This window comes from Variovorax sp. GW821-FHT09B01 (assembly GCF_059418345.1).
On record NZ_JBWKPQ010000007.1, the window covers coordinates 192344 to 210154 of the forward strand.

Consider the following 17811-nt stretch of genomic DNA (forward strand, 5'->3'; position numbering starts at 1 on the left):
CTCACACCAGCTTCAGGTCCTTCGGCGTCACGCCGTCGAACACCTTCGCGACCTGCGCGGGCGACAACCCGTACATGCGCTGGAACAGCCCGCCGAGCACCGCGCGGTACTCGTTGAGCACCGGATAGTCGCGGTTCTGGAACAGCGTGGTCGCCGTCAGCGCCTGCTGCTCGCCGACCACGCGGCCGCCGGCCTGCGCCGAGAGGCCGCCGCCGAGCACCCAGTAGACCGTGCCATGGCCATGGTCGGTGCCCTTGTTGCCGTTCTCGCGGAAGGTGCGGCCGAACTCGCTGATGACCACCACCACGGTCTGGCGCCAGTTCTCGGGCTCCATCTCCTGCGCGAAAGCCGCGAGGCCGCGGCCCAGTTCCTCGAAGCGGTTCGCGAGGTAGCCGGTGGCCGCGCCCTGCCCCACGTGGGTGTCCCAGCCGCCGATGTCGACGAAGCCGAGGTCGTAGCGCTCGCGCATCAGCGCGGCCATGCGGCGCGCGACGAGTTCGAAGCCCTTGGCGGTCATGGCGTTGCGGCTGGCGGCGTCCATCTCGGCCTGTATGGCGCGCTGCACATCGTCGCGCACCTGGAAGCCTTCGGCGACCGGCTGTGCAAGCGGAGTGTTCCGGTACATCGAGGCGATGAGCTGGCTCTGGCGCGCATCGATGGTCGGTCGCGAGCCGCCCGCGAGCGCCATGTTGGCGACTTTGGCATCGCCGCGCAGCGAGACCGGCAGCTGGTCGGTGAAGGCCATCGGCGAGACGTCGGTCAGTGGCCCCGCGCCGAGCACGCCCGCGAGGCGATTGAGGAAACCCGAACGATAGTCGCGCCGTCGGTCGAGCGCCTGACCCAACTCGATGCCGTCCTGCGTTTCGAAGTGGCTGCGCGTGAGATCGTCGGTGCCGGCAAAGGCGATGAACGCGGCCTGCTTCTGCTGGAACAGGGGCATCACGCTCTGCGCGAGCGCGGGATGCAGGCCCCAGTCGGCATCGAGCGGCAAGGCGCCGCCGCTGGTGCCCGGTCGTCCGATCGCGATGCCGGGCCGCGAGGCGTAGTAGAAGTCGCTCGAGGTGGGCACCAGCAAGCTGGTGCTGTCGTAGGCACCGCGCAGGAACACGACCAACAGCTTGGCGCCCTCGGCGGCCGGCGCGGCGATCAGGCGGGCGGCGGCGCCGGCCAGTGGCGCGGCGGCGGCGAAACGGAGCAATTCTCGGCGTTGCATGGACTTGTCCTTTTTCGAGGGGGCGCTAGCGGCGCATCAGCTCGGGCGCGGCCAGCAGCAGCGTGTTCCATTCGGGCGGGTTCTTCGCCTGCGCGAGCACCTCGCGCGTGCCGGCGCCGAAGCCGGTCTGCATCTCGCGCACCGCGGGCGACTCGGCCAGTGGCGGGAAGGCCGGGCTCTCGAGCGGCGCCTTGGCGTCGGTGCGGAACAGCAGGGCACCGCTCGCGCCCAGAATGCGCGCGATCTCGAAGCGCGTGTTCATCTGCCCCGCGCTGGCCCAGGCCGCCTCGTGCAACGGATAGCCGTCGGGCGTCTCGTGGCCATAGAGCGGCTGGCCCATGCGGTCGATCCAGTTGAGCATCGGCCCCACGTTCGCCACCACGCGGCCGTCGTAGGCCAGCCGCACGCCGGCCACCGCGTAGTGCACCGGGTCGCGGAACTTGCGGCCCAGCGAGGCCGTGAACTCGGGCGACTCGAACAGCGTGCGCAGGGTGGCGGCGATATCGCCGTCGCTGCGCGTGAAGCTCGCCGCCATGCGCTCGACCAGCGCGTTCGATGGATCGTCGGCCACGAAATAGACGGCGAGCTTGCGCGAGACGAAGCGCGCGGTGGCCGGCGCGCGCGCGAGGCGGTCGAGCGCCTCGTCGACCTCGGCCAGGCCGCGGCCACGGATCGGCTCGCCGAGCAGCGTCTTGGGGCCGTAGTCGTGGCGGTTGGGATTGAACTCGAACAGGCCCTGGCGCCGATAGTCGGCGGCGATCGCGGGCCTGAGCTTGGGCGGCGGTGCATCGGCCGGCTGCAGGCTCACGCCCACGCCGGTGAGCACGCGCGCGAGTTCCTGCACGTCGGCCTGTGAGTAGCCGCTACCCACCCCCAGCGTGTGCAGCTCCATCAGCTCGCGCGCGTAGTTCTCGTTGATGCGGTTGGCGGCGTTCTGCGCGTTGTCGAGATAACGCAGCATCGCTGGATGGCGCAACGTGGCGCCAAGCAGGTCGCGGAAGCGGCCCAGCGCATGCGGGCGGATCGCGTTCTCTTCGTAGTCGCCGATCAGCGCGCGCATGTTGCCGCCCTTGCGCGAGCTGATGTTGAAGTGGTTCATCCAAAACCAGGTCATCTGCTCCTGCAGCTGGTTCGGCGAATAGAGCGCGCGCAGCACGAAGCGCTGCTGCGCCTCGCGCGCGAGCCGGTTCAGGTGCTGCTGGTAGGCCTGGCGCGCGGCCTTCTTCTGGTCTTCGTCGGGCAGCGCGTCGGCCGCCTTGCGCTCGGCATCGAGCGCGACCGCGAGCGTGTCCACGGGCGTGCGTGCGATCTCCATCGCGTCGATCTGCGCCTGGGCCTCGGGCGGCAGCGGCTGCGGTACGGGCTCCAGTTGGCGCCCCATCCACTCCGCCAGGCCCTGCTTCGCGACCTCGGCCTGGCCGCTCGCATTCGCGCCCCAGCTCACGCGGTCGAGCCAGCGCAGCTGGGTCAATGCATCGGGCGGTGCGCCGCGCAATGCGAGCGGCGGGGCATCGGGCCGCATGCCGAGCGCGCAGCCCGCGAGCCACAGCGCGGCGGCCGCCATCCATGCGCCCCTCGCGAGGCGCGATCGGATCGGAAACGTGTGCATGGTGGGTTCAACCCGCGCCGTCGGGGCGCGGTTGACCCCAGCATGCCAGCGCCGTGTAAAGCCGCGAGTCAGCTTCGTTTCAAGGCGAAACGCCCCCGCGGCCCAAGACGGCTTGAAGGCCTCAGGCCGACACCACCCCGCTGGGCTGCGCCCCCGCGATCTGCCGCAGCGCGCGCTCGAACACCTCCACCGGCTGGCCGCCAGAGATCAGGTGCTGGTCGTTGATGATGATCGCGGGCACCGAGTGGATGCCGGCGTCGGTGTACATGCGTTCGCGCGCACGGGTCTCGTCCGCGTACTCGTCGCTGGCCAGGATCTCGCGTGCCCGCGCCGCATCGAGGCCCGCGGCGGCCGCGAGACGCACCAGCACCTCGGGGTCGGAGGGGTTCTCGGCATCGGTGAAGTAGGCCTTGAGCAGCGACTTCTTCAGCGCGACCTGCTTGGCCGCGTCCTCGAGCTCGGCCCAGTGCAGCAGTCGGTGCGCGTCGAAGGTGTTGTAAATGCGCGGCCGGCCCTCGGGGTTGAAGACGAAGCCGACGGCCTCGCCGCGCTGGCGGATGGCCTCGCGCATCTGGGCCTGCTGCTCGCGCGTGGAACCGTATTTCTGGTTCAGGTGCTCGAAGGTGTCCTGGCCCTCGGGCGGCATCTGCGGGTTGAGCTCGAAGGGCTGGAAGTGCAGCTCGGCCGTCACCCCGGGCGCCACGCGGGCGATCGCGGCCTCGAGCGAACCCAGGCCGACGGCGCACCAGGGGCAGGAGACGTCCGAGACGAAATCGATCTTGAGGTGAGAGGAGGATGGGGTCATCATGGCCGCCATTCTTCCGCGCGGCGGCGGCCTTGTCAGGTGCAAGGTCTTCCGCTGCCCCACCCCTGCGGCGTCAGGCCGTGGCGCGCGCCGCGACCGGGCTCGCGCCCAGGGTCTGGGCCCGCAGGCGGTCGTACTCGGCCTTGTCGACCGGCACCGCATCCGGGTCGCCGAGGTCGTTCATGTGCACGCGGTAGGTCTCGCGCGCGCTGATCGCGGCCAGCGCGGCCAGCACGGTCACGGCGAAGGTGATGCTGCCCACGGTGAGCCAGATGTTCGCCGAGCCGGGAGGCGCCACGGTCGCGAACAGCGCGGGCAGCAGGGCCGTGAAGGTGGTGCCGATGTTCTGCGAGATGGCCATGGCCGACACCCGGTTGCGGGTGCGGAACAGCTCGGGATAGAAGCTAGGGAAGGTGGCGTTGTAGCCCTGGTAGACGATGCCCCACATCAGCAGCGACATGCAGATCGCGAGCGGCACGTTGCGCACGCTGATGGCATAGAGGTAGGCGAACGAGAGCAGGCCCGAGGCCAGCGCGCCGACGATGATCGGCGGCTTGCGGCCGATGCGGTCCGACAGGTTGCCCACGAACGGGATCACCAGCACCGCGAGGATGTTGCCGAGCACCGGGATCCACAGGTAGACGTCCTTCTGGAAGCCGATGCCGTAGGCCGACTGCACCGCATAGGCGGCGCCGAAGATGGTGGCGACCACCGGGATCACGTTCATCAGCGCCATGCAGACCACGCGCAGCATGTCGGCCCAGCTGTCGGTGAAGGCCTGCACGATCGGCGAGCGCGGCACCTCGCCCTTCTTGTCGGCCTCGGCGAAGGCCGGGGTCTCGTCGACCTCGCGGCGGATGATGTAGCCCGCGATGATGACGACGAAGCTCAGCAGGAAGGGAATGCGCCAGCCCCAGGAATTGAAGGCCTCCTCGGGCATGTAGTGCGCGAGCGGCAGGAACACGGCGGCCGCCATGATCTGGCCGGCCTGCACGCCCTGCAGCGTGAAGCTCGCGAAGAAGCCGCGCCGGCCGAAGGGCGCGTGCTCGAGGATCATCGAGCTCGCGCCCGAGATCTCGCCGGCCACCGCGAAGCCCTGGATCAGCCGCAGGATCACCAGCAGCACGGGCGCCGCCAGGCCGATCTGGTCGTAGGTGGGCAGCAGGCCCACGGCCACGGTCGAGAAGCCCATGAGGAACATGCACAGGATCAGCACCTGCTTGCGCCCGTGCGTGTCGCCCCAGTGGCCGAGCACGAAGGCGCCGATGGGCCGCGCGACATAGCCCACGCCGTAGGTCGCGAGCGAGGCGATGATGGCCGTGGTCGGGTCGCCCTTGGGAAAGAAGATCTGCGGAAAGATCAGCGCCGCGGCGGTGGCGTAGATGAAGAAGTCGTAGTACTCGAGCGCCGAGCCGATCCAGCCGCTGGCGGCGGCCTTCTTCGACTGGTGCTTGCCTTGAGGCTCGTGAGCCGTGGTGTTCGCCATGGTTTGTCTCCGGTGTGGACGAGGATGAGCGGGTGAATGAATGAACGAAAAAAAGGAAATCAGTCCTGGGCCTGCGAGGCCATGCGCGCCGGCGCGTTGAGCGCGCCGTAGGCGTCGTAGCCGCCGATGCGCTGCGCCACCTCGAAGAACAGGCCGTCCTCGAAGCTCTCGGTGTAGATGTGCAGGTAGTCGCCGGCCGGCGATCGGTCGAACAGCACGCCCGCCGCGCGCATGCGTTCGAGCAGCGCGGCATCGAGCGCGATGCGCGTGGCGAGGTCGTCGTAGTAGTTGTCCGAGATCGGCACGAAGCGCACGCCGTTGGCGCGCAGCCGCGCCACCGACGCGAAGATGTCGTCGCTGCGCAGCGCCACGTGGTGCACCGCGCCGCCGCCCTGCGCATGCACCGTGCGCGCGGTGCGCGTGCGCTGGCTCAGCGAGACGTTGAGCACGAGCCGCAGGCTGCGCGCGGCATCGGCCACGCCGCGGCTCTTGATCAGGCCGAAGGGATCGGCCAGTTCCAGGCTCTCGCCGACCTCGAGCCCGAGCACGGCGCGCGAGAACAGCACCCAGGTGTCGAGTTGGTCGAGCGCGAGGCCGAGCGCGACGTGGTCGATGGCGCGCAGGCCGGCGCCATCGCCCTCCTCTTCGCCCTGCGCTTCTTCGGGCTCGAGAATGAAGTCGGCCTCGTAGAGCCCCGTGGCGCCGAGCGACGACGGGATGAAATGCAGCAGGTTGCCGCCCGGCACCACGATCGCGGGCACGGCCTGCTCGCCGGGGCCGACCGGGCTGTCGTGCCGCTGCGAGCACAGCGCGGTGGCGCGCGCCACCGCGGCCTGCGGATCGTCGGTGCGCACGCCCAGCGCGCAGACCGAGGTGCCGTGCGCCTCGAAGCGCGTGCGCGCGAAGCTGCCGGGCTGCGCATTCACGACCATGTGGATGTCGCCCTGGCGGTAGAGCGTGACGGCCTTCGAGCGATGGCGGCCCGCGCGGCGAAAGCCCAGTTGCTGCAGCAACGCATCGAGCGCGCCGGCCGAGGCCTCGTCGGCAGCGAACTCGATGAAGGACAGTCCGCGGAAGGCCGGCGCCTGCGGCGGAGCGAACAGCAGCGGCTGCGCCGGCGCAGTGGCCACGTGCTCGCGCACCTGGCTCTCGAGGTACAGCAGCGAGCGCATCGCATCGACCGCGGTGCGGCGGTTCGGCGTCTCGCGGAACAGGTCGTTGAAGATCTCGAGCGACAGCGGCCCGGTGTAGCCGGCGCGCAGCACCTGCGTATAAAAGCCCGCCACGTCGAAGTCGCCCTGCCCCGGAAACACGCGGTGGTGGCGCGCCCACTGCAGCACGTCCATCGAGAGCTGCGGCGCATCGGCCATCTGCAGGAAGAAGATCTTCTCGCCCGGGATGTCGGCGATGCCGGCCGGGTCGTCGCGCAGCGAGAGCGTGTGGAAGCTGTCGAGGATCAGGCCCAGCGCGGGATGGCCGGCGCGCCGCACGATGTCCCAGGCCTGGCCATAGCGCGAGGTGAAGCGGCCCCAGGCCAGCGCCTCGAAGCCCACGCGCAGGCCATGGGCCGCGGCGCGTTCGGCCAGCGCATGCAGCTGCGCGGCGGCGCGCGCGGGGTCGTCGATTGCGAGCGGCGATGTGTTCGAGCAGCACAGCATCAGCGGCACGCCCAGCGCGGCCATCAGTTCGAACTTGCGCTCGGCGCGCTCCAGGCCACGGCGGAACTGCGGCTCGGGCATGCCTTCGAAGTCGCGGAACGGCTGGTAGAGGTCGATTGCCAGGCCCAGGTCGGCCGCAAGGCCGCGCAGCTCGGCAGCCGTGCCCTTGAAGTTGACGAAGTCGCTCTCGAACAGCTCGATGCCGTCGAAGCCCGCGGCCGCGATCGCCTCGAGCTTCTGGCGCAAGGTGCCGCTGAGCGAGACGGTTGCGATCGAGCGGTGCATGCGCCGTGCGGCGCGTTGCGGAAGGTCGGCGGAGGGCTGGAGCGTGTTCACGGGAGCGACTTTAGGAACGCCGGCCCGTACCCACAACCATTTAGCGTCGTCTTTGATCGATCATCGAACGCCATCGTGCGAATTTCGCACGAATCAGGGGTTACACCTAGGTCCGGCGGACCATCGATGCGCCCGCCGAATCAGAGACTGCGCCAGTAATCGATCAGCAGCTGCGCGAATTCGACCGGCCGCTCGACCGCGCTCACGTGCGCGGCATCGATGCTGGCGAGGCGCGCGTTGGGGATCGCCGCGGCGATGGCTTCCGACATCGCGAACGGCGTGGCCTCGTCCTGCAGGCCGCCGATCACCAGCGTGGGCACCGCGATGCGGCGGTTGCTGTCGCGGAAATCGATCGCCGCCACCGCGTTGCAGCTCTCGATGTAGGCCTGCGGATCGTTGGCCAGCAGCACCGCCTGCAACTGCTGGGCCGCCACCTGGCCCTCGGGCGTGGCGGCGAAGGCCGGCGTGAGCCAGCGCGACACCGCGCCCGGCGCGATCGCGGCCACGCCGCGCGCGGCCACGGTCTCGGCGCGCGCGCGCCAGGGCGCCTGGTCGGGATAGTGGGCCGAGGAGTTCGCGATGGTCACGGTGCGCAGCAGCTCGGGATGGCGCACGGCCAGCGCCTGCGCCGTCATGCCGCCCATCGACAGGCCGACGAAGTGCACCGGCTCGCCGCCGGCCTCGCGCTGGATCAGCTCGGCCGCGTCCTGCGCCAGCGTCTCGATGCGCAGCGCGCCCGGCACGCGCTCGGAGGCGCCGTGGTTGCGGTGGTCGTAGCGCAGCACGGTGTGGGCACGCGCGAGCTGCGCGGCCACGCCGTCCCACATGCGGAGGTCGCAGCCGAGCGCATGGCTCAGCACGACGATCGGGCCATTGCCTTCGCGGACGAGGTTCAGACGGGTCATGGGGCGGGTTCCTTCGAGAGGGGATGAAGACGGGGGAGCCAGAAGAAGGCGATGGCCAGCAGCGAGCAGGCGGCGGCGACCATGGGGATCACCATCGGCCACGCGCCGTTCGAATACTCGGCATCGACGAACAGCGCGGCGAACTGCCCGACGCAGAAGGCGACCATCATCATGCCGAAGCCCGACCACGAGACGGCGCGGCCCGCGAGCTGCGGCAGGTCGCCCACCGCGCCGGCCTGGCCGCAGGGCTGGTGGATGCCGTGGCCCAGGCAATAGACCGCGTGGCCCGCGAGCAGCGGCACCGCGCTCAGCGGCGCGAGCCAGCAGCCCAGCGCCTGGATCGTGGCGCCCGCCATGCTCAGCGAGGCGCCCAGCTGCACCGTGCGCACCGGCCCGTGGCGGCGCAGCAGCCGGCGGCACATGGTGGTGCTGAAGATGTAGACCAGCGAACCGCCGGCCGGAATCCAGCCATACCAGGCCGGCGACCAGCCCAGATAGCCGATGTAGACCATCGGCGACAGCAGCAGGAAGCAGAACAGCCCGCCATAGGTCGAGGCCGCCACCGAGGCCCAGGCGCGGAAGGCGCGGCTCGCGAACACCACGCGCGTGCTGCCACGCGGCGCCGAGGGCGTGTCGACGAAGCTCGGCCGGGTCTCGCCGAAGGAGCGCCAGCACAGCGCGAACAGCACCAGCGCATAGAGCGCCATCGCGCCCATCACCCAGCGCCAGCCCGCGCCCTGCACCAGCCAGGCGCCGAGCAGCGGCGCCACCAGCCCGACCACGCCCAGCCCCGTGAGACCGCGTGCCATCACGTGCGGGCCCTCGTGGGCCGGATAGAGATCGCGCACCGCGGCGCGCGAGCAGACCAGGATCGCCGCCATCGAGAAGCCCTGCAGCGTACGCCAGCCGGCCAGCATGAACACGCTGCCCGCGAAGGCGCCGCCGAGCGCGGCCAGCGCATAGCAGCCCAGGCCCGCCAGCAGCACCGGCCGGCGCCCGAAGCGATCGGCCAGCGGTCCGCACAGCAGCTGCGCGAAGCCGAAGGCCAGCACGAACAGCGTGAGGCTGGTGCTGGCCGAGCCGAGCTCCTTGGCGATCGCGGGCAGCGCCGGCAGGTAGCTGTCGGTGGCCACCGGCTGGGCCGCGAGCAGCAACGGCAGCAGCAGCGCGAAGCCGGCGTGCCAGCGGCCTTTCAACTTTTCTTGCGGATCCTGCGGTCCTCGCGGCGCGCTCACTGCGCCGCCGCTGGCAGCAGGCCCTTCTCGCGCAGGATGCCGGTGGCGATGCCGAAGGCGTGGTTGGCGACCGGCACGCCGCAGTAGATGGCGGCCATCATGATCACTTCCTTGATGTCCTCGGGCGTGAGCCGCGACTCGGGCGGGCCGTCGAGCGCCGCGCGCACGTGCATCGCGAATTCCTCATAGGCGTGGATGCCGAGCATCATCGACAGCACCATGTAGCGGCGCGTCTTGTCGCCCAGCGCGGGGCGGCCCCAGATATCGTTCCACGCATGGCGCGTGATCAGCTCCTGGAACTCGGCATTGAAGCTGTTGCGGTTGGCCAGCGAGCGGTCGACCCAGGCGTCGCCGAGCACGCGGCGGCGATTGAGCAGGCCCGATTCGTAGCCGTCGGCGGGGGTGTCGGAAGAGGAAGTCATGTCAGGGAATCCTTGTTCGTGTGTTCTTGCGAATCTCAGGTGGCCAGCAGTTGCGCGCGCAGCGCCTTCACCTCGGCCAGCGCGATCTCGCCGGCGCGCGCGGCCAGCGCGGGATCGAACCATTCGTCGGCCGCGTCGCGCGGCAGCTCGGCGCGCAACCGGTCGATGTTGGCGCGCATGCGCGCGGCATCCACCTGCAGGCCCGGCAGCGCCGCGGCCATGGCGCGCACGCTGCCGTGCGCCGACATCAGCAGCTGCGGCCATTCGCCGAGCTCGGCCTGCCAGGCGCCGAGCGCGCGCTCGTGCTGCTGCGGCATGGCACCGAGCAAGGCCGCCACGCGCTGTGGCGCGCGATGCGCGGCGGCGATCGCCACCATCGACGCCACCGGGTTGCGCTTGTGCGGCATGGCCGACGAGCCGCCGCGCCCTGGCTCGCTGGGCTCGGCCACCTCGGCCACCTCGTACTGGCCCAGCAGCGACACGTCGACCGCGATCTTGCCGAGGCTGCCGGTCATGAGGCCGAGCTCGCAGCCCAGCGCCACCCATTCGTCGCGCTGCGTGTGCCAAGTCGCGCCGGGATCGGCCAGCCCCAGTTCCTTCGCCATGCGCGCGCGCACCGCGCCCGCCTGCGGCCCCATCTGCGCCAGCGTGCCGACCGCGCCACCGAGCTGCAGTTGCAGCGCATGGCGCGCGGCCTCGCGCAGCCGCAGGCGGCCGCGCACCAGCGGCGCGGCCCAGCCCGCGCACTTGAAGCCGAAGCTGGTGACCGAGGCCGGCTGCATCAGCGTGCGCGCGAGCATCGGCGTGGCGGCATGCTGTACCGCGAGCTGCAGCAGCGCCTCGGCCGCCTTGGCAAGGTCGGTCTCGATCAGCGCCACCGCCTCGCGCGTGACCAGCGACATCGCGCTGTCGATCACGTCCTGGCTTGTGCTGCCGAAATGCACGAAGGGCGCGGCCTCGGCATTGAAGAGCCCGACCGCCTCGCGCAGCGCCTTCACCAGCGGGATCGCCACGCTGCCCGCGCGGCCGCTCTCGCGCACGATCTTGGCGACGTCGAACAGCTCGACCTTGCAGCTGCCGACGATCGAGTGCGCAGCGCTCTCGGGGATCAGCCCCTCGGCCGCCTGCGCGCGCGCGAGCGCGGCCTCGAAGCGCAGCATCGCGTCGACGAAGGCACGGTCGCTGAAGGCGCCCAGGGTTTCGGAAGTGGAGAGGAAGCCTTCGAAGATGCTCATGGTGTTCTTGTCGTGGGGATGTCAGTACTGGAGCTTCGCGCTGGCGCGCAGCTCGTCGGCCGTGGCGCTGCCGAAGCCGAAGAACTCGAGGTAGGCCGGGATCATCTCGAACAGCATGTCGGTGCCGACCTGCACCGCGCAGCCCTTGGCGCGCGCCGCATCGAGCAGCGGCGTGTACTCGGTCTTCATCACGACCTCGCCGACGAAGGTGCCGGCATCGATGCGGTCGATGTCGAAGGGCAGCGGATCGTCGGCCTTCATGCCCAGCGGCGTGGCATTGACGATCACGTCGAAGCCCGCCGGGTCCTTCGAGCCGGTGGCCACCTTCAGCTGCGGATAGTGCTCACGCAGCCGCCCCGCGAGCGCCTCGGCCGAGGCCGCATGCGCATCGAACAGCATCAGCTCGGCCGCGCCGGCCGCCGCGATCGACGCCGCGATGGCCGAGCCCACGCCGCCCGCGCCCGACACCAGCACCCGCGTGCCCCGAAAAGGCCGGCCCTTGCGCTCCACCCCGCGCACGAAGCCCGCGCCGTCGAACTGGTCGCCCAGCAACGTGCCGTCGGGCCGCTTGAGGATCGCGTTGCAGGCGCCCGCGATGCGCGCGGTGGGCGTGACCTCGTCGACCAGCGACATGGTCGTGACCTTGTGCGGCATCGTCACCAGCGCGCCGCGCAGGTTGCTGAAGCGAAAGATCTGCGCGAGCGAGGCCGCGTAGTCCTCGGGCTTCACGCCCATCGGCACCACCACAGCGTCGATGCCCTGCTTCTCGAACCAGGGGTTGTAGATCATCGGGGCCTTGAAGGCCTCGGTGGGATAGCCCAGGTGGGCGATGAGCGTGGTCTTGCCGGAAATCATGCGCGAAAGCCAAAGGAAGAAAAGAGGTTCAGGCCGCGCCGTAGCGCAACGGCGTGGCGATCTCGGCGCGCATCGCGTCGGGGTAGACGATCTCGCGCAGGAAGTCCGAGTCGGCACGCAGCGCCGCCGCCGCATCGGCATGGCCGAAGTAGTCGAAGTAGTGCGGCATCTGCTGGATCAGCATCTCGAAGCCGGCCTGCGCGTTGAGGCCTCGCGCGCGCGCCGCGCGCACCAGCGGCGTGGGCTGGTTGCGCAGCAGGATGTCGAACAGGGCAGCGTGGCCGTCCATGCGCGCCACGTCGACCGGCGGCGCATCGTCCTCGGCCAGGCCCAGCGGCGTGGCGTTGACGACCAGGTCGTAGCCCTCGGGCGCGTTGCTGTCCACCGCCACCACGCGGGCGTCGAAGAAGGCATCGAGCTTGGCGGCCACGCCCGCGGCCTTGCCCGCGGAGCTGTCGTAGAACGCGATGTACTCGGCCCCATCGACCGTGCCGCCCTCGGCCAGCGCCACACCGATGGCCGCGGCGCTCACGCCCGCGCCGAGGATCAGCACGCGCTTGCCGCGAAACGGAATCGCGAAACGGTCGAGCGCGCCGATCAGGCCTTCGCCATCGAACAGGTCGCCCTCGAGCTGGCCGGCCTCGGTGCGGCGCACCACGTTGACCGAACCGGCCACGCGGCCGAACAGGCCCGCGCCCTCGAGCAGGTCGACCACCAGCGGCTTGTGCGGCGGCGCAATCACCATGCCGCGCACATTGCGCGCCAGGAAGGCCGACTTGAAGAACACCGCGAAGTCGCGCACCGGCACCTGCATCGGCAGCAGCACCGCGTCGATGCCGAAGCGCTCGAAGGCGGCGTTGAACATGCGCGGCAGCCGCACGTTGCGCACCGGGTCGCCGGGAATCAGGTAGGCCTGGGTGCTGCCGCTGATGGGGAGGCTCATGGGCGTCTTTCCGTTCGTCAATCGCTCGTTTCGAGGCTGGATGCCCGGCTTTATAGTCCTTTCGCCCCGAGCTTGCTGACGCCAAACCGCCATTTCGTTCGATCATCGATCTTTCAAGATCGTCAATCGTTCAAACCTAGGGTTTTTGCCCACCCATCCGGCGCTGCGGCCGGGCGGCGGCGCAGGCACACTCCCCGGTCATGAGCAACGACGACCCACCCGCACCGCCCGGCCTCGACAAGCGCGACTGGATCGCCGGCCTGGAGCGCGGCGTGAGCATCATCGAGGCCTTCGACGACGCCAACCCGCGCCTGACGGCGAGCCAGGCCGGCCAGCGCACGAACATGACGCGCACGGCCGCGCGCCGCTACCTGCTGACCCTGCAGCACATGGGCTATGTGGCGAGCGACGGCAAGCTGTTCTGGCTCACGCCGCGCGTGCTGCGGCTGGGCCAGTCGTACCTCGAATCGGCGCGGCTGCCGCGCGTGGTGCAGCCCTTTCTGCAGCGCGTGGCCGCCGGCACCAACGAGATCGCCTACCTCAGCGTGATGGATGGCGACGAGGTGGTCTACATCGCGCGCAACGGCCCCAACCGCAGCATGAGCACCGGCTACGTGCTCGGCGCGCGCGTGCCGGCGCAGGTCACGGCCTCGGGCATGCTGATGCTCGCGCTGCGCGGCGACACCGAGCTCAACGAATGGCTCGCCACGCGCCAGCTCACCGTCTTCACGTCGCACACCATCGCCAGCATGGAGCGCATGAAGCTCGAGCTCGCGCGCATCCGCGCCCAGGGCTGGGCGCTGTCCGAGCAACAGCTCGACCTCAACTCGCGCGGCATCGCGGTGCCGCTGCGCGACCGCCACGGCACGCTGGTGGGCGCGCTCAACATCACGATGCCGATGGGGCATGAGAGCTCGGAGGACGCGGTGGCGCGAGTGTTGCCGGTGTTGCGGGAGACGGCGCAGGCGATGCGGAATTTGATCTGAAATTGCGCTCTATGTCGCCGGCTTGGTCATCTCTGCAGCGGGCTTTCGACACGAGAGACGTTGAGCGGATCAACGGCACGCCATCGGCAAACAGCCGGCCTGCAAAAGGTAGGCCACTACACGGCCTGGCGTGAGAACGAAACAAGGGTCCTAGTCGCCCATGTTTTCCAACTGCGTTACGGCAATATCCGCAAAGAAAATCCACGGGCAGGTGTCTCGGAAGGAGATCAACTCCTGCTTGGCCTTCTCCACTTGACCATCGTCTGCAAGGTCTTGCGCTCGAAGGAGCGTATCGCCCAGATGCCTCGACCAAGCTTTCTCATTGCTTCTGAGATCCAGAACACGCTCCGCAAACTCTTCCGCAGAGGCCCACTTAGCGCCTTGAGGGCCCGTGTCACCCAATCCCTTTGTAAAAAATTCTGCGAAGAGGATGCGCGAATCGTCATTGAAATGAGCAGCAATTTCCTCTTTCGACTGTCCCGAAAATTCATGCCATCGCTCGATCAACTCATCCATAGGTGCCTCACTTGTATGACCGAAGCCGATGAAGCGGTTGCCGTTCGCGTCATGGTCACAGCGTGTGATTCTCTGACGCTTGCGGCACATCGAAGCTTGTGACCCGACTGCGGCGCGTCTATCGCTTCACCCTGAGCAAGATATTGCTGCCAGATTTGACGACCAGATAGGGATGCTCATACGTGATCACGGGATCTTCTTTGAGATCTCTCGATGCCCCTAGATTCGCCATTGCGATCAAGTCACATACGGTACCACCAGCGGCACAAGAATAGAACCAGCCGTCAAGTTGGCTTATGCCCGAACCCCTCGGGGCATAAAGAGCATAGACCTCCCCACTCTGTCCGGTTGGGAACTTGATGCTGTAGCGCCGCACCGCGTGCGACGAATAAATCTTGTCAATCCAATTGCTTGCTTCCTTGATGCTGCCAACTCGCACGGGTGCATCCTGAGCTACGGCGGAGAGCGACATCAGCGCGAGCGAGATCATTATCAGCCTGGCGAACATGCTTTAACGCCTCCGTAGATCTCTCCATCAGGCCAATGAAGCTCCCAGCCGGCCTGCACACCCTCCAAGTACGAGTTGACGAACTTGATAGCCAACTCGACGGCATCAAGCAGGTCGGCACCTCTGATATCCGAGCGCCCCACAAGCATGCCTTCGACCAGCACCGGACATGCTGCTTCAATGCCATGTTCAGTCCAGTACGGCTGCCCCAGCCTCACAGTAATAGGCTTGCGTTGATCTGTTTCTTTTTCGACCAAAAACAACGAGCGTTCCGCAAGAAGAACAAATTCATTCGTGGAGTTCAATTTTTCTCCGATAGACAGGCAACATGAAGGTGTTGCCGTTGAGGACCGCGGCCGTCGGCACCGGCCCTGCGCCCCTTGGGTCTGCGGGTGCAGCAGCTCTGTTTTGAGCATCCGCTGCCCCAGCACGTTTTGCGCATCGCGCGTCGTCGCTGCGTAGGCCATCATTGTCATGGACAGCGCAGTTGTGCCCAATCAGGAGCTACTCATCGTTGCCGATAGATCTGGCTTCTGCTTCGTGATTATTTGCAGATACTTCTATACGAGAGATATCGCTTGGCCGGTTATTGTGCTTTGACAAAAAAGTGAACGAGGACAGATGTTCTTTCATCAGGCTCAAATTTCTTCGTAAGCGCAATGTATTTACCCTTTGGAATTTCAAATGAAATCCGATCGATAGCTTCATCAGCGCCTGAGCAAGCTGAATCAAAGACGACGACGGGTGAAGCTGAAAATTCTACTGGCATCGCTTCGACAGGATCGTCGAAATTAAGCTCACCACCAGCTTCTAACAATGCATGGATATCAGCCCCAGAATCACCGTAGTAAACACGCACAATCCTAGGAAGATCACCCGATCGTTGCCAGATTGAGGTTTCGAGCGGCATGTCGCCAAGTACGAGGGCAGTTCGATCGCCGAGCGACACCTGCCCAAGGTAATCTCGAATGCTGCACGCTCGTTGGTAATCATTCGCCCGCTCTAAGCCACCCTTGAGAAAATCTTCGCTCCCTGCGACCCCATGCCAACGATCGACCGCATCAAGCTCTATACAAACTAAAGGGCCACCGCCCGACGAAATTGATTTCATGAATGCTTCACCTTTCTACTGCCGAGGCAGCCATCTCAACCTACCACCTTGCTCATTGCTGCAATTTTGACATTGTGGGTAGTACCGCTGCGGCTTACCTTCCGGATTGAGTTTGGTAGGGTCCTGATGGTCACCTATCCAATTGCTACTTTTTGTCCCAGATTCGGGGGTACCGCATGTATGGCACCCGCTTCGATTGCCAATATCATTGATCCTCTGCTGCTCTTCTTTTGTTGGTCTCGCTGTGTCACCTACGGGCACCCAATCTCCCGCATAAGGCCCCGGCCCCACATTGCTAGGGACATTTCCTTTTCCTCCCGAAAAAATCCGATCGCTAATGCCGCGGCACAGGTCGACGATCAGCCCGGGAATAGTGGCATCCAGCGGCGATGGCCGAGGGCTTTCCGTCCAACTTGGCAGATTGGGCGGTGTGACATAGCCCGAAGAACCCAGGGGATACGGGTTATCAGGGCCCATGTAAGGGGGCGGATTAAAGTCCACACATCCGCCAGGGAAGGCGCACACCTTCAAGAGGCCCGACGGATCGGCATAGTTCAACGGGTTGGCATCAACGTAGCCGAACCGATTCCACCCTCCAGCCAACCCAATCGGATCGCTCTGGGTGTATCGCCCGACTGTAGGGATGTAGGTTCTGAACCCGTTGTAGAACAGCCCCGACTCCGCATCCGTATACTGCCCCGGATAGCGCAAGTTGAACTTCACCTCCGAGATCCCCGTCGCGCCAGTACTCGGCACCGTCTCTGGCCCCGAGAACCGCTTGGCCGCCGTCGTTGGCTCCTCCTCCCCGAACGCGCTGTAGCGCCACTGCCAGGCCGGCTGGCTCGCTTCATTGCTCAGCCTTCTTGGCGTGTTCAAGTGATCGCTGTGCACCGCGTAGGTATTGCCGTTGATGACGGCAGCAATCGGCATCGGCCCATTCGCCGTTGGCAGATAGATGTAGCTGGCTTGGCCTGAGCTGTTCGTGCCCCCACTGCCGATCTCCGCCACCAAGGTGCCTCGCTCGTCGTAAACATACGCATAGCCCAGTCGCTCGGCCTGGTTGTTGGCTGGACTCCACATCTTCGTGAAGAACGCCACCAGGCTGCCCCAAAACCCCGGATCACTCTCATCCCCCTGGCTCGGCGGATACAACGGCTCCGTCTTAAACACCCGCTGCCCCAGTGCGTTGTGCGCATAGCGCGTCGTCGGGCTGCTGTCCGTCGCGCCCGTGGTCGCCGTGCTCAGCCGACCCTCGGCGTCGTAGCCGTAGCTGCGCAGGCCATCGCCGTGAGGTCGCCGTTGGCGTTGTAGCCGTAGACCACGCTGGTGGTCGCACCACCCGTGGTCTGGCTGAAGCCGGTGAGGCGGTTGTTGTTGGCTCCTACGGTGTCGCTGCGGCTGGTGCTCAGCCCGTTGACCACCCGCGTGCTGCTCGAGCGATTGCCGTTCGCGTCGTAGCCGAAGCCCGCGGTGTTGCTGATGTTGCCCGCCACGTCGAAGCTCGTGATGCGCCCGACGCTGTCGTAGCCCACGTTCTAGGTGGTGCTGGCGTTCGCGATGCTGTTTTGTCAGCGATCGACGAGGGATCGATCATCGCAACCTTCTCCGAGAACTCTGACAGAGCGGCGTAAAAGACGAAGCCACAAGGCCTCAAGGAGAGTGATCTTTATGCAATCCTTCGTTCATTCCGCTATTCCCATCGCCTCGAAGAACGGGGAAAACTTCTTCAACATCTCTTCTCCCTCTCGCAAGGTCCCGCGATCCGTGTAAAGCGAGCGCTCGGTTTGGAGGTCGATGGCTTCAGCATCGTAATCACCGCTTTCCCAGCAAGTGATACGACCTACCGCTGTCGGGGTATCAACATCCAATCGCGCGGAGCGATTGTCGCAAGGATCACTCTCAGTCAACTGCATTTCAATGTCTCTATGCAATTTGGCCTGGGCCGTTTCGACCGAATGTGCCCAGCCGATGAATCTGTTCAACATAGG

General features: G+C 67.0%; 19 protein-coding genes. 1 reads left to right on the forward strand and 18 read right to left on the reverse strand.

Features of this window, described 5'->3' with window-relative positions; translation table 11 throughout:
- Window position 1: 1 nt before the first annotated feature.
- From AC07RV_RS21550 to AC07RV_RS21600, 11 genes are all read right to left on the reverse strand, one after another.
- Window positions 2–1213: a DUF1501 domain-containing protein gene (locus tag AC07RV_RS21550; RefSeq protein ID WP_296782123.1), complete on the reverse strand. Its 1212-nt coding sequence runs from the start codon at window positions 1211–1213 to the stop codon at window positions 2–4.
- Between the two features lie 25 nt (window positions 1214–1238).
- Window positions 1239–2822 (reverse strand): DUF1800 domain-containing protein, encoded by a 1584-nt coding sequence (locus AC07RV_RS21555; protein WP_296782124.1) that lies wholly within the window; start codon window positions 2820–2822, stop codon window positions 1239–1241.
- A 121-nt stretch (window positions 2823–2943) separates the two neighbouring features.
- A complete protein-coding gene (locus tag AC07RV_RS21560; protein WP_296782151.1) occupies window positions 2944–3627 on the reverse strand; it encodes a DsbA family oxidoreductase in 684 nt (227 codons plus the stop codon).
- 73 nt (window positions 3628–3700) lie between these two features.
- Entirely contained in the window at window positions 3701–5113 is a 1413-nt protein-coding gene (locus AC07RV_RS21565; protein ID WP_093344958.1) for an MFS transporter, read from the reverse strand.
- 59 nt (window positions 5114–5172) lie between these two features.
- The gene (locus tag AC07RV_RS21570) at window positions 5173–7056 is read right to left on the reverse strand and encodes a bifunctional sugar phosphate isomerase/epimerase/4-hydroxyphenylpyruvate dioxygenase family protein (RefSeq protein ID WP_296782152.1); all 1884 of its coding nucleotides are present in this window, start codon (window positions 7054–7056) and stop codon (window positions 5173–5175) included.
- A gap of 191 nt (window positions 7057–7247) precedes the next feature.
- Window positions 7248–8012, reverse strand: coding sequence for an alpha/beta fold hydrolase (locus AC07RV_RS21575; protein WP_296782125.1), 765 nt, complete (start codon window positions 8010–8012; stop codon window positions 7248–7250).
- On the reverse strand, window positions 8009–9208 hold the full coding sequence (locus tag AC07RV_RS21580) for an MFS transporter (RefSeq protein ID WP_296782126.1): 1200 nt from the start codon (window positions 9206–9208) through the stop codon (window positions 8009–8011). Before AC07RV_RS21580 ends, AC07RV_RS21575 begins: the two co-directional genes overlap by 4 nt.
- A gap of 35 nt (window positions 9209–9243) precedes the next feature.
- Entirely contained in the window at window positions 9244–9669 is a 426-nt protein-coding gene (locus AC07RV_RS21585; RefSeq protein ID WP_296782127.1) for a carboxymuconolactone decarboxylase family protein, read from the reverse strand.
- Between the two features lie 35 nt (window positions 9670–9704).
- Entirely contained in the window at window positions 9705–10904 is a 1200-nt protein-coding gene (pcaB, locus tag AC07RV_RS21590) for a 3-carboxy-cis,cis-muconate cycloisomerase (RefSeq protein ID WP_296782128.1), read from the reverse strand.
- 21 nt (window positions 10905–10925) lie between these two features.
- Window positions 10926–11759, reverse strand: a complete 834-nt coding sequence (locus tag AC07RV_RS21595) for a shikimate dehydrogenase family protein (RefSeq protein WP_296782129.1) — start codon at window positions 11757–11759, stop codon at window positions 10926–10928.
- A gap of 28 nt (window positions 11760–11787) precedes the next feature.
- Window positions 11788–12702: a shikimate dehydrogenase family protein gene (locus AC07RV_RS21600; protein ID WP_057596427.1), complete on the reverse strand. Its 915-nt coding sequence runs from the start codon at window positions 12700–12702 to the stop codon at window positions 11788–11790.
- 200 nt (window positions 12703–12902) lie between these two features.
- Between AC07RV_RS21600 and AC07RV_RS21605 the strand changes: the two genes are divergently transcribed.
- Window positions 12903–13688: an IclR family transcriptional regulator domain-containing protein gene (locus AC07RV_RS21605; protein WP_296782130.1), complete on the forward strand. Its 786-nt coding sequence runs from the start codon at window positions 12903–12905 to the stop codon at window positions 13686–13688.
- Window positions 13689–13838: 150 nt separating this feature from the next.
- Here AC07RV_RS21605 and AC07RV_RS21610 read toward each other — a convergent pair whose 3' ends face one another.
- The 7 genes from AC07RV_RS21610 to AC07RV_RS21640 all read right to left on the reverse strand — a co-directional run bounded on the left by AC07RV_RS21610 (window position 13839) and on the right by AC07RV_RS21640 (window position 17805).
- Window positions 13839–14204 carry a hypothetical protein gene (locus tag AC07RV_RS21610; protein WP_296782131.1) on the reverse strand — a complete coding sequence of 122 codons (366 nt, stop codon included), beginning with the start codon at window positions 14202–14204 and terminating at the stop codon, window positions 13839–13841.
- A gap of 118 nt (window positions 14205–14322) precedes the next feature.
- The gene (locus tag AC07RV_RS21615) at window positions 14323–14712 is read right to left on the reverse strand and encodes a hypothetical protein (RefSeq protein WP_296782132.1); all 390 of its coding nucleotides are present in this window, start codon (window positions 14710–14712) and stop codon (window positions 14323–14325) included.
- Window positions 14697–15188 (reverse strand): hypothetical protein, encoded by a 492-nt coding sequence (locus tag AC07RV_RS21620; RefSeq protein WP_296782133.1) that lies wholly within the window; start codon window positions 15186–15188, stop codon window positions 14697–14699. Before AC07RV_RS21620 ends, AC07RV_RS21615 begins: the two co-directional genes overlap by 16 nt.
- Window positions 15189–15298: 110 nt before the next feature.
- Window positions 15299–15823: an Imm21 family immunity protein gene (locus tag AC07RV_RS21625; RefSeq protein WP_296782134.1), complete on the reverse strand. Its 525-nt coding sequence runs from the start codon at window positions 15821–15823 to the stop codon at window positions 15299–15301.
- 15 nt (window positions 15824–15838) lie between these two features.
- Window positions 15839–16921: an RHS repeat-associated core domain-containing protein gene (locus AC07RV_RS21630; RefSeq protein WP_296782135.1), complete on the reverse strand. Its 1083-nt coding sequence runs from the start codon at window positions 16919–16921 to the stop codon at window positions 15839–15841.
- 143 nt (window positions 16922–17064) lie between these two features.
- On the reverse strand, window positions 17065–17355 hold the full coding sequence (locus AC07RV_RS21635) for a hypothetical protein (protein ID WP_296782136.1): 291 nt from the start codon (window positions 17353–17355) through the stop codon (window positions 17065–17067).
- A 150-nt stretch (window positions 17356–17505) separates the two neighbouring features.
- Window positions 17506–17805 carry an immunity protein TriTu family protein gene (locus AC07RV_RS21640; protein WP_444813757.1) on the reverse strand — a complete coding sequence of 100 codons (300 nt, stop codon included), beginning with the start codon at window positions 17803–17805 and terminating at the stop codon, window positions 17506–17508.
- Window positions 17806–17811 lie beyond the last annotated feature (6 nt).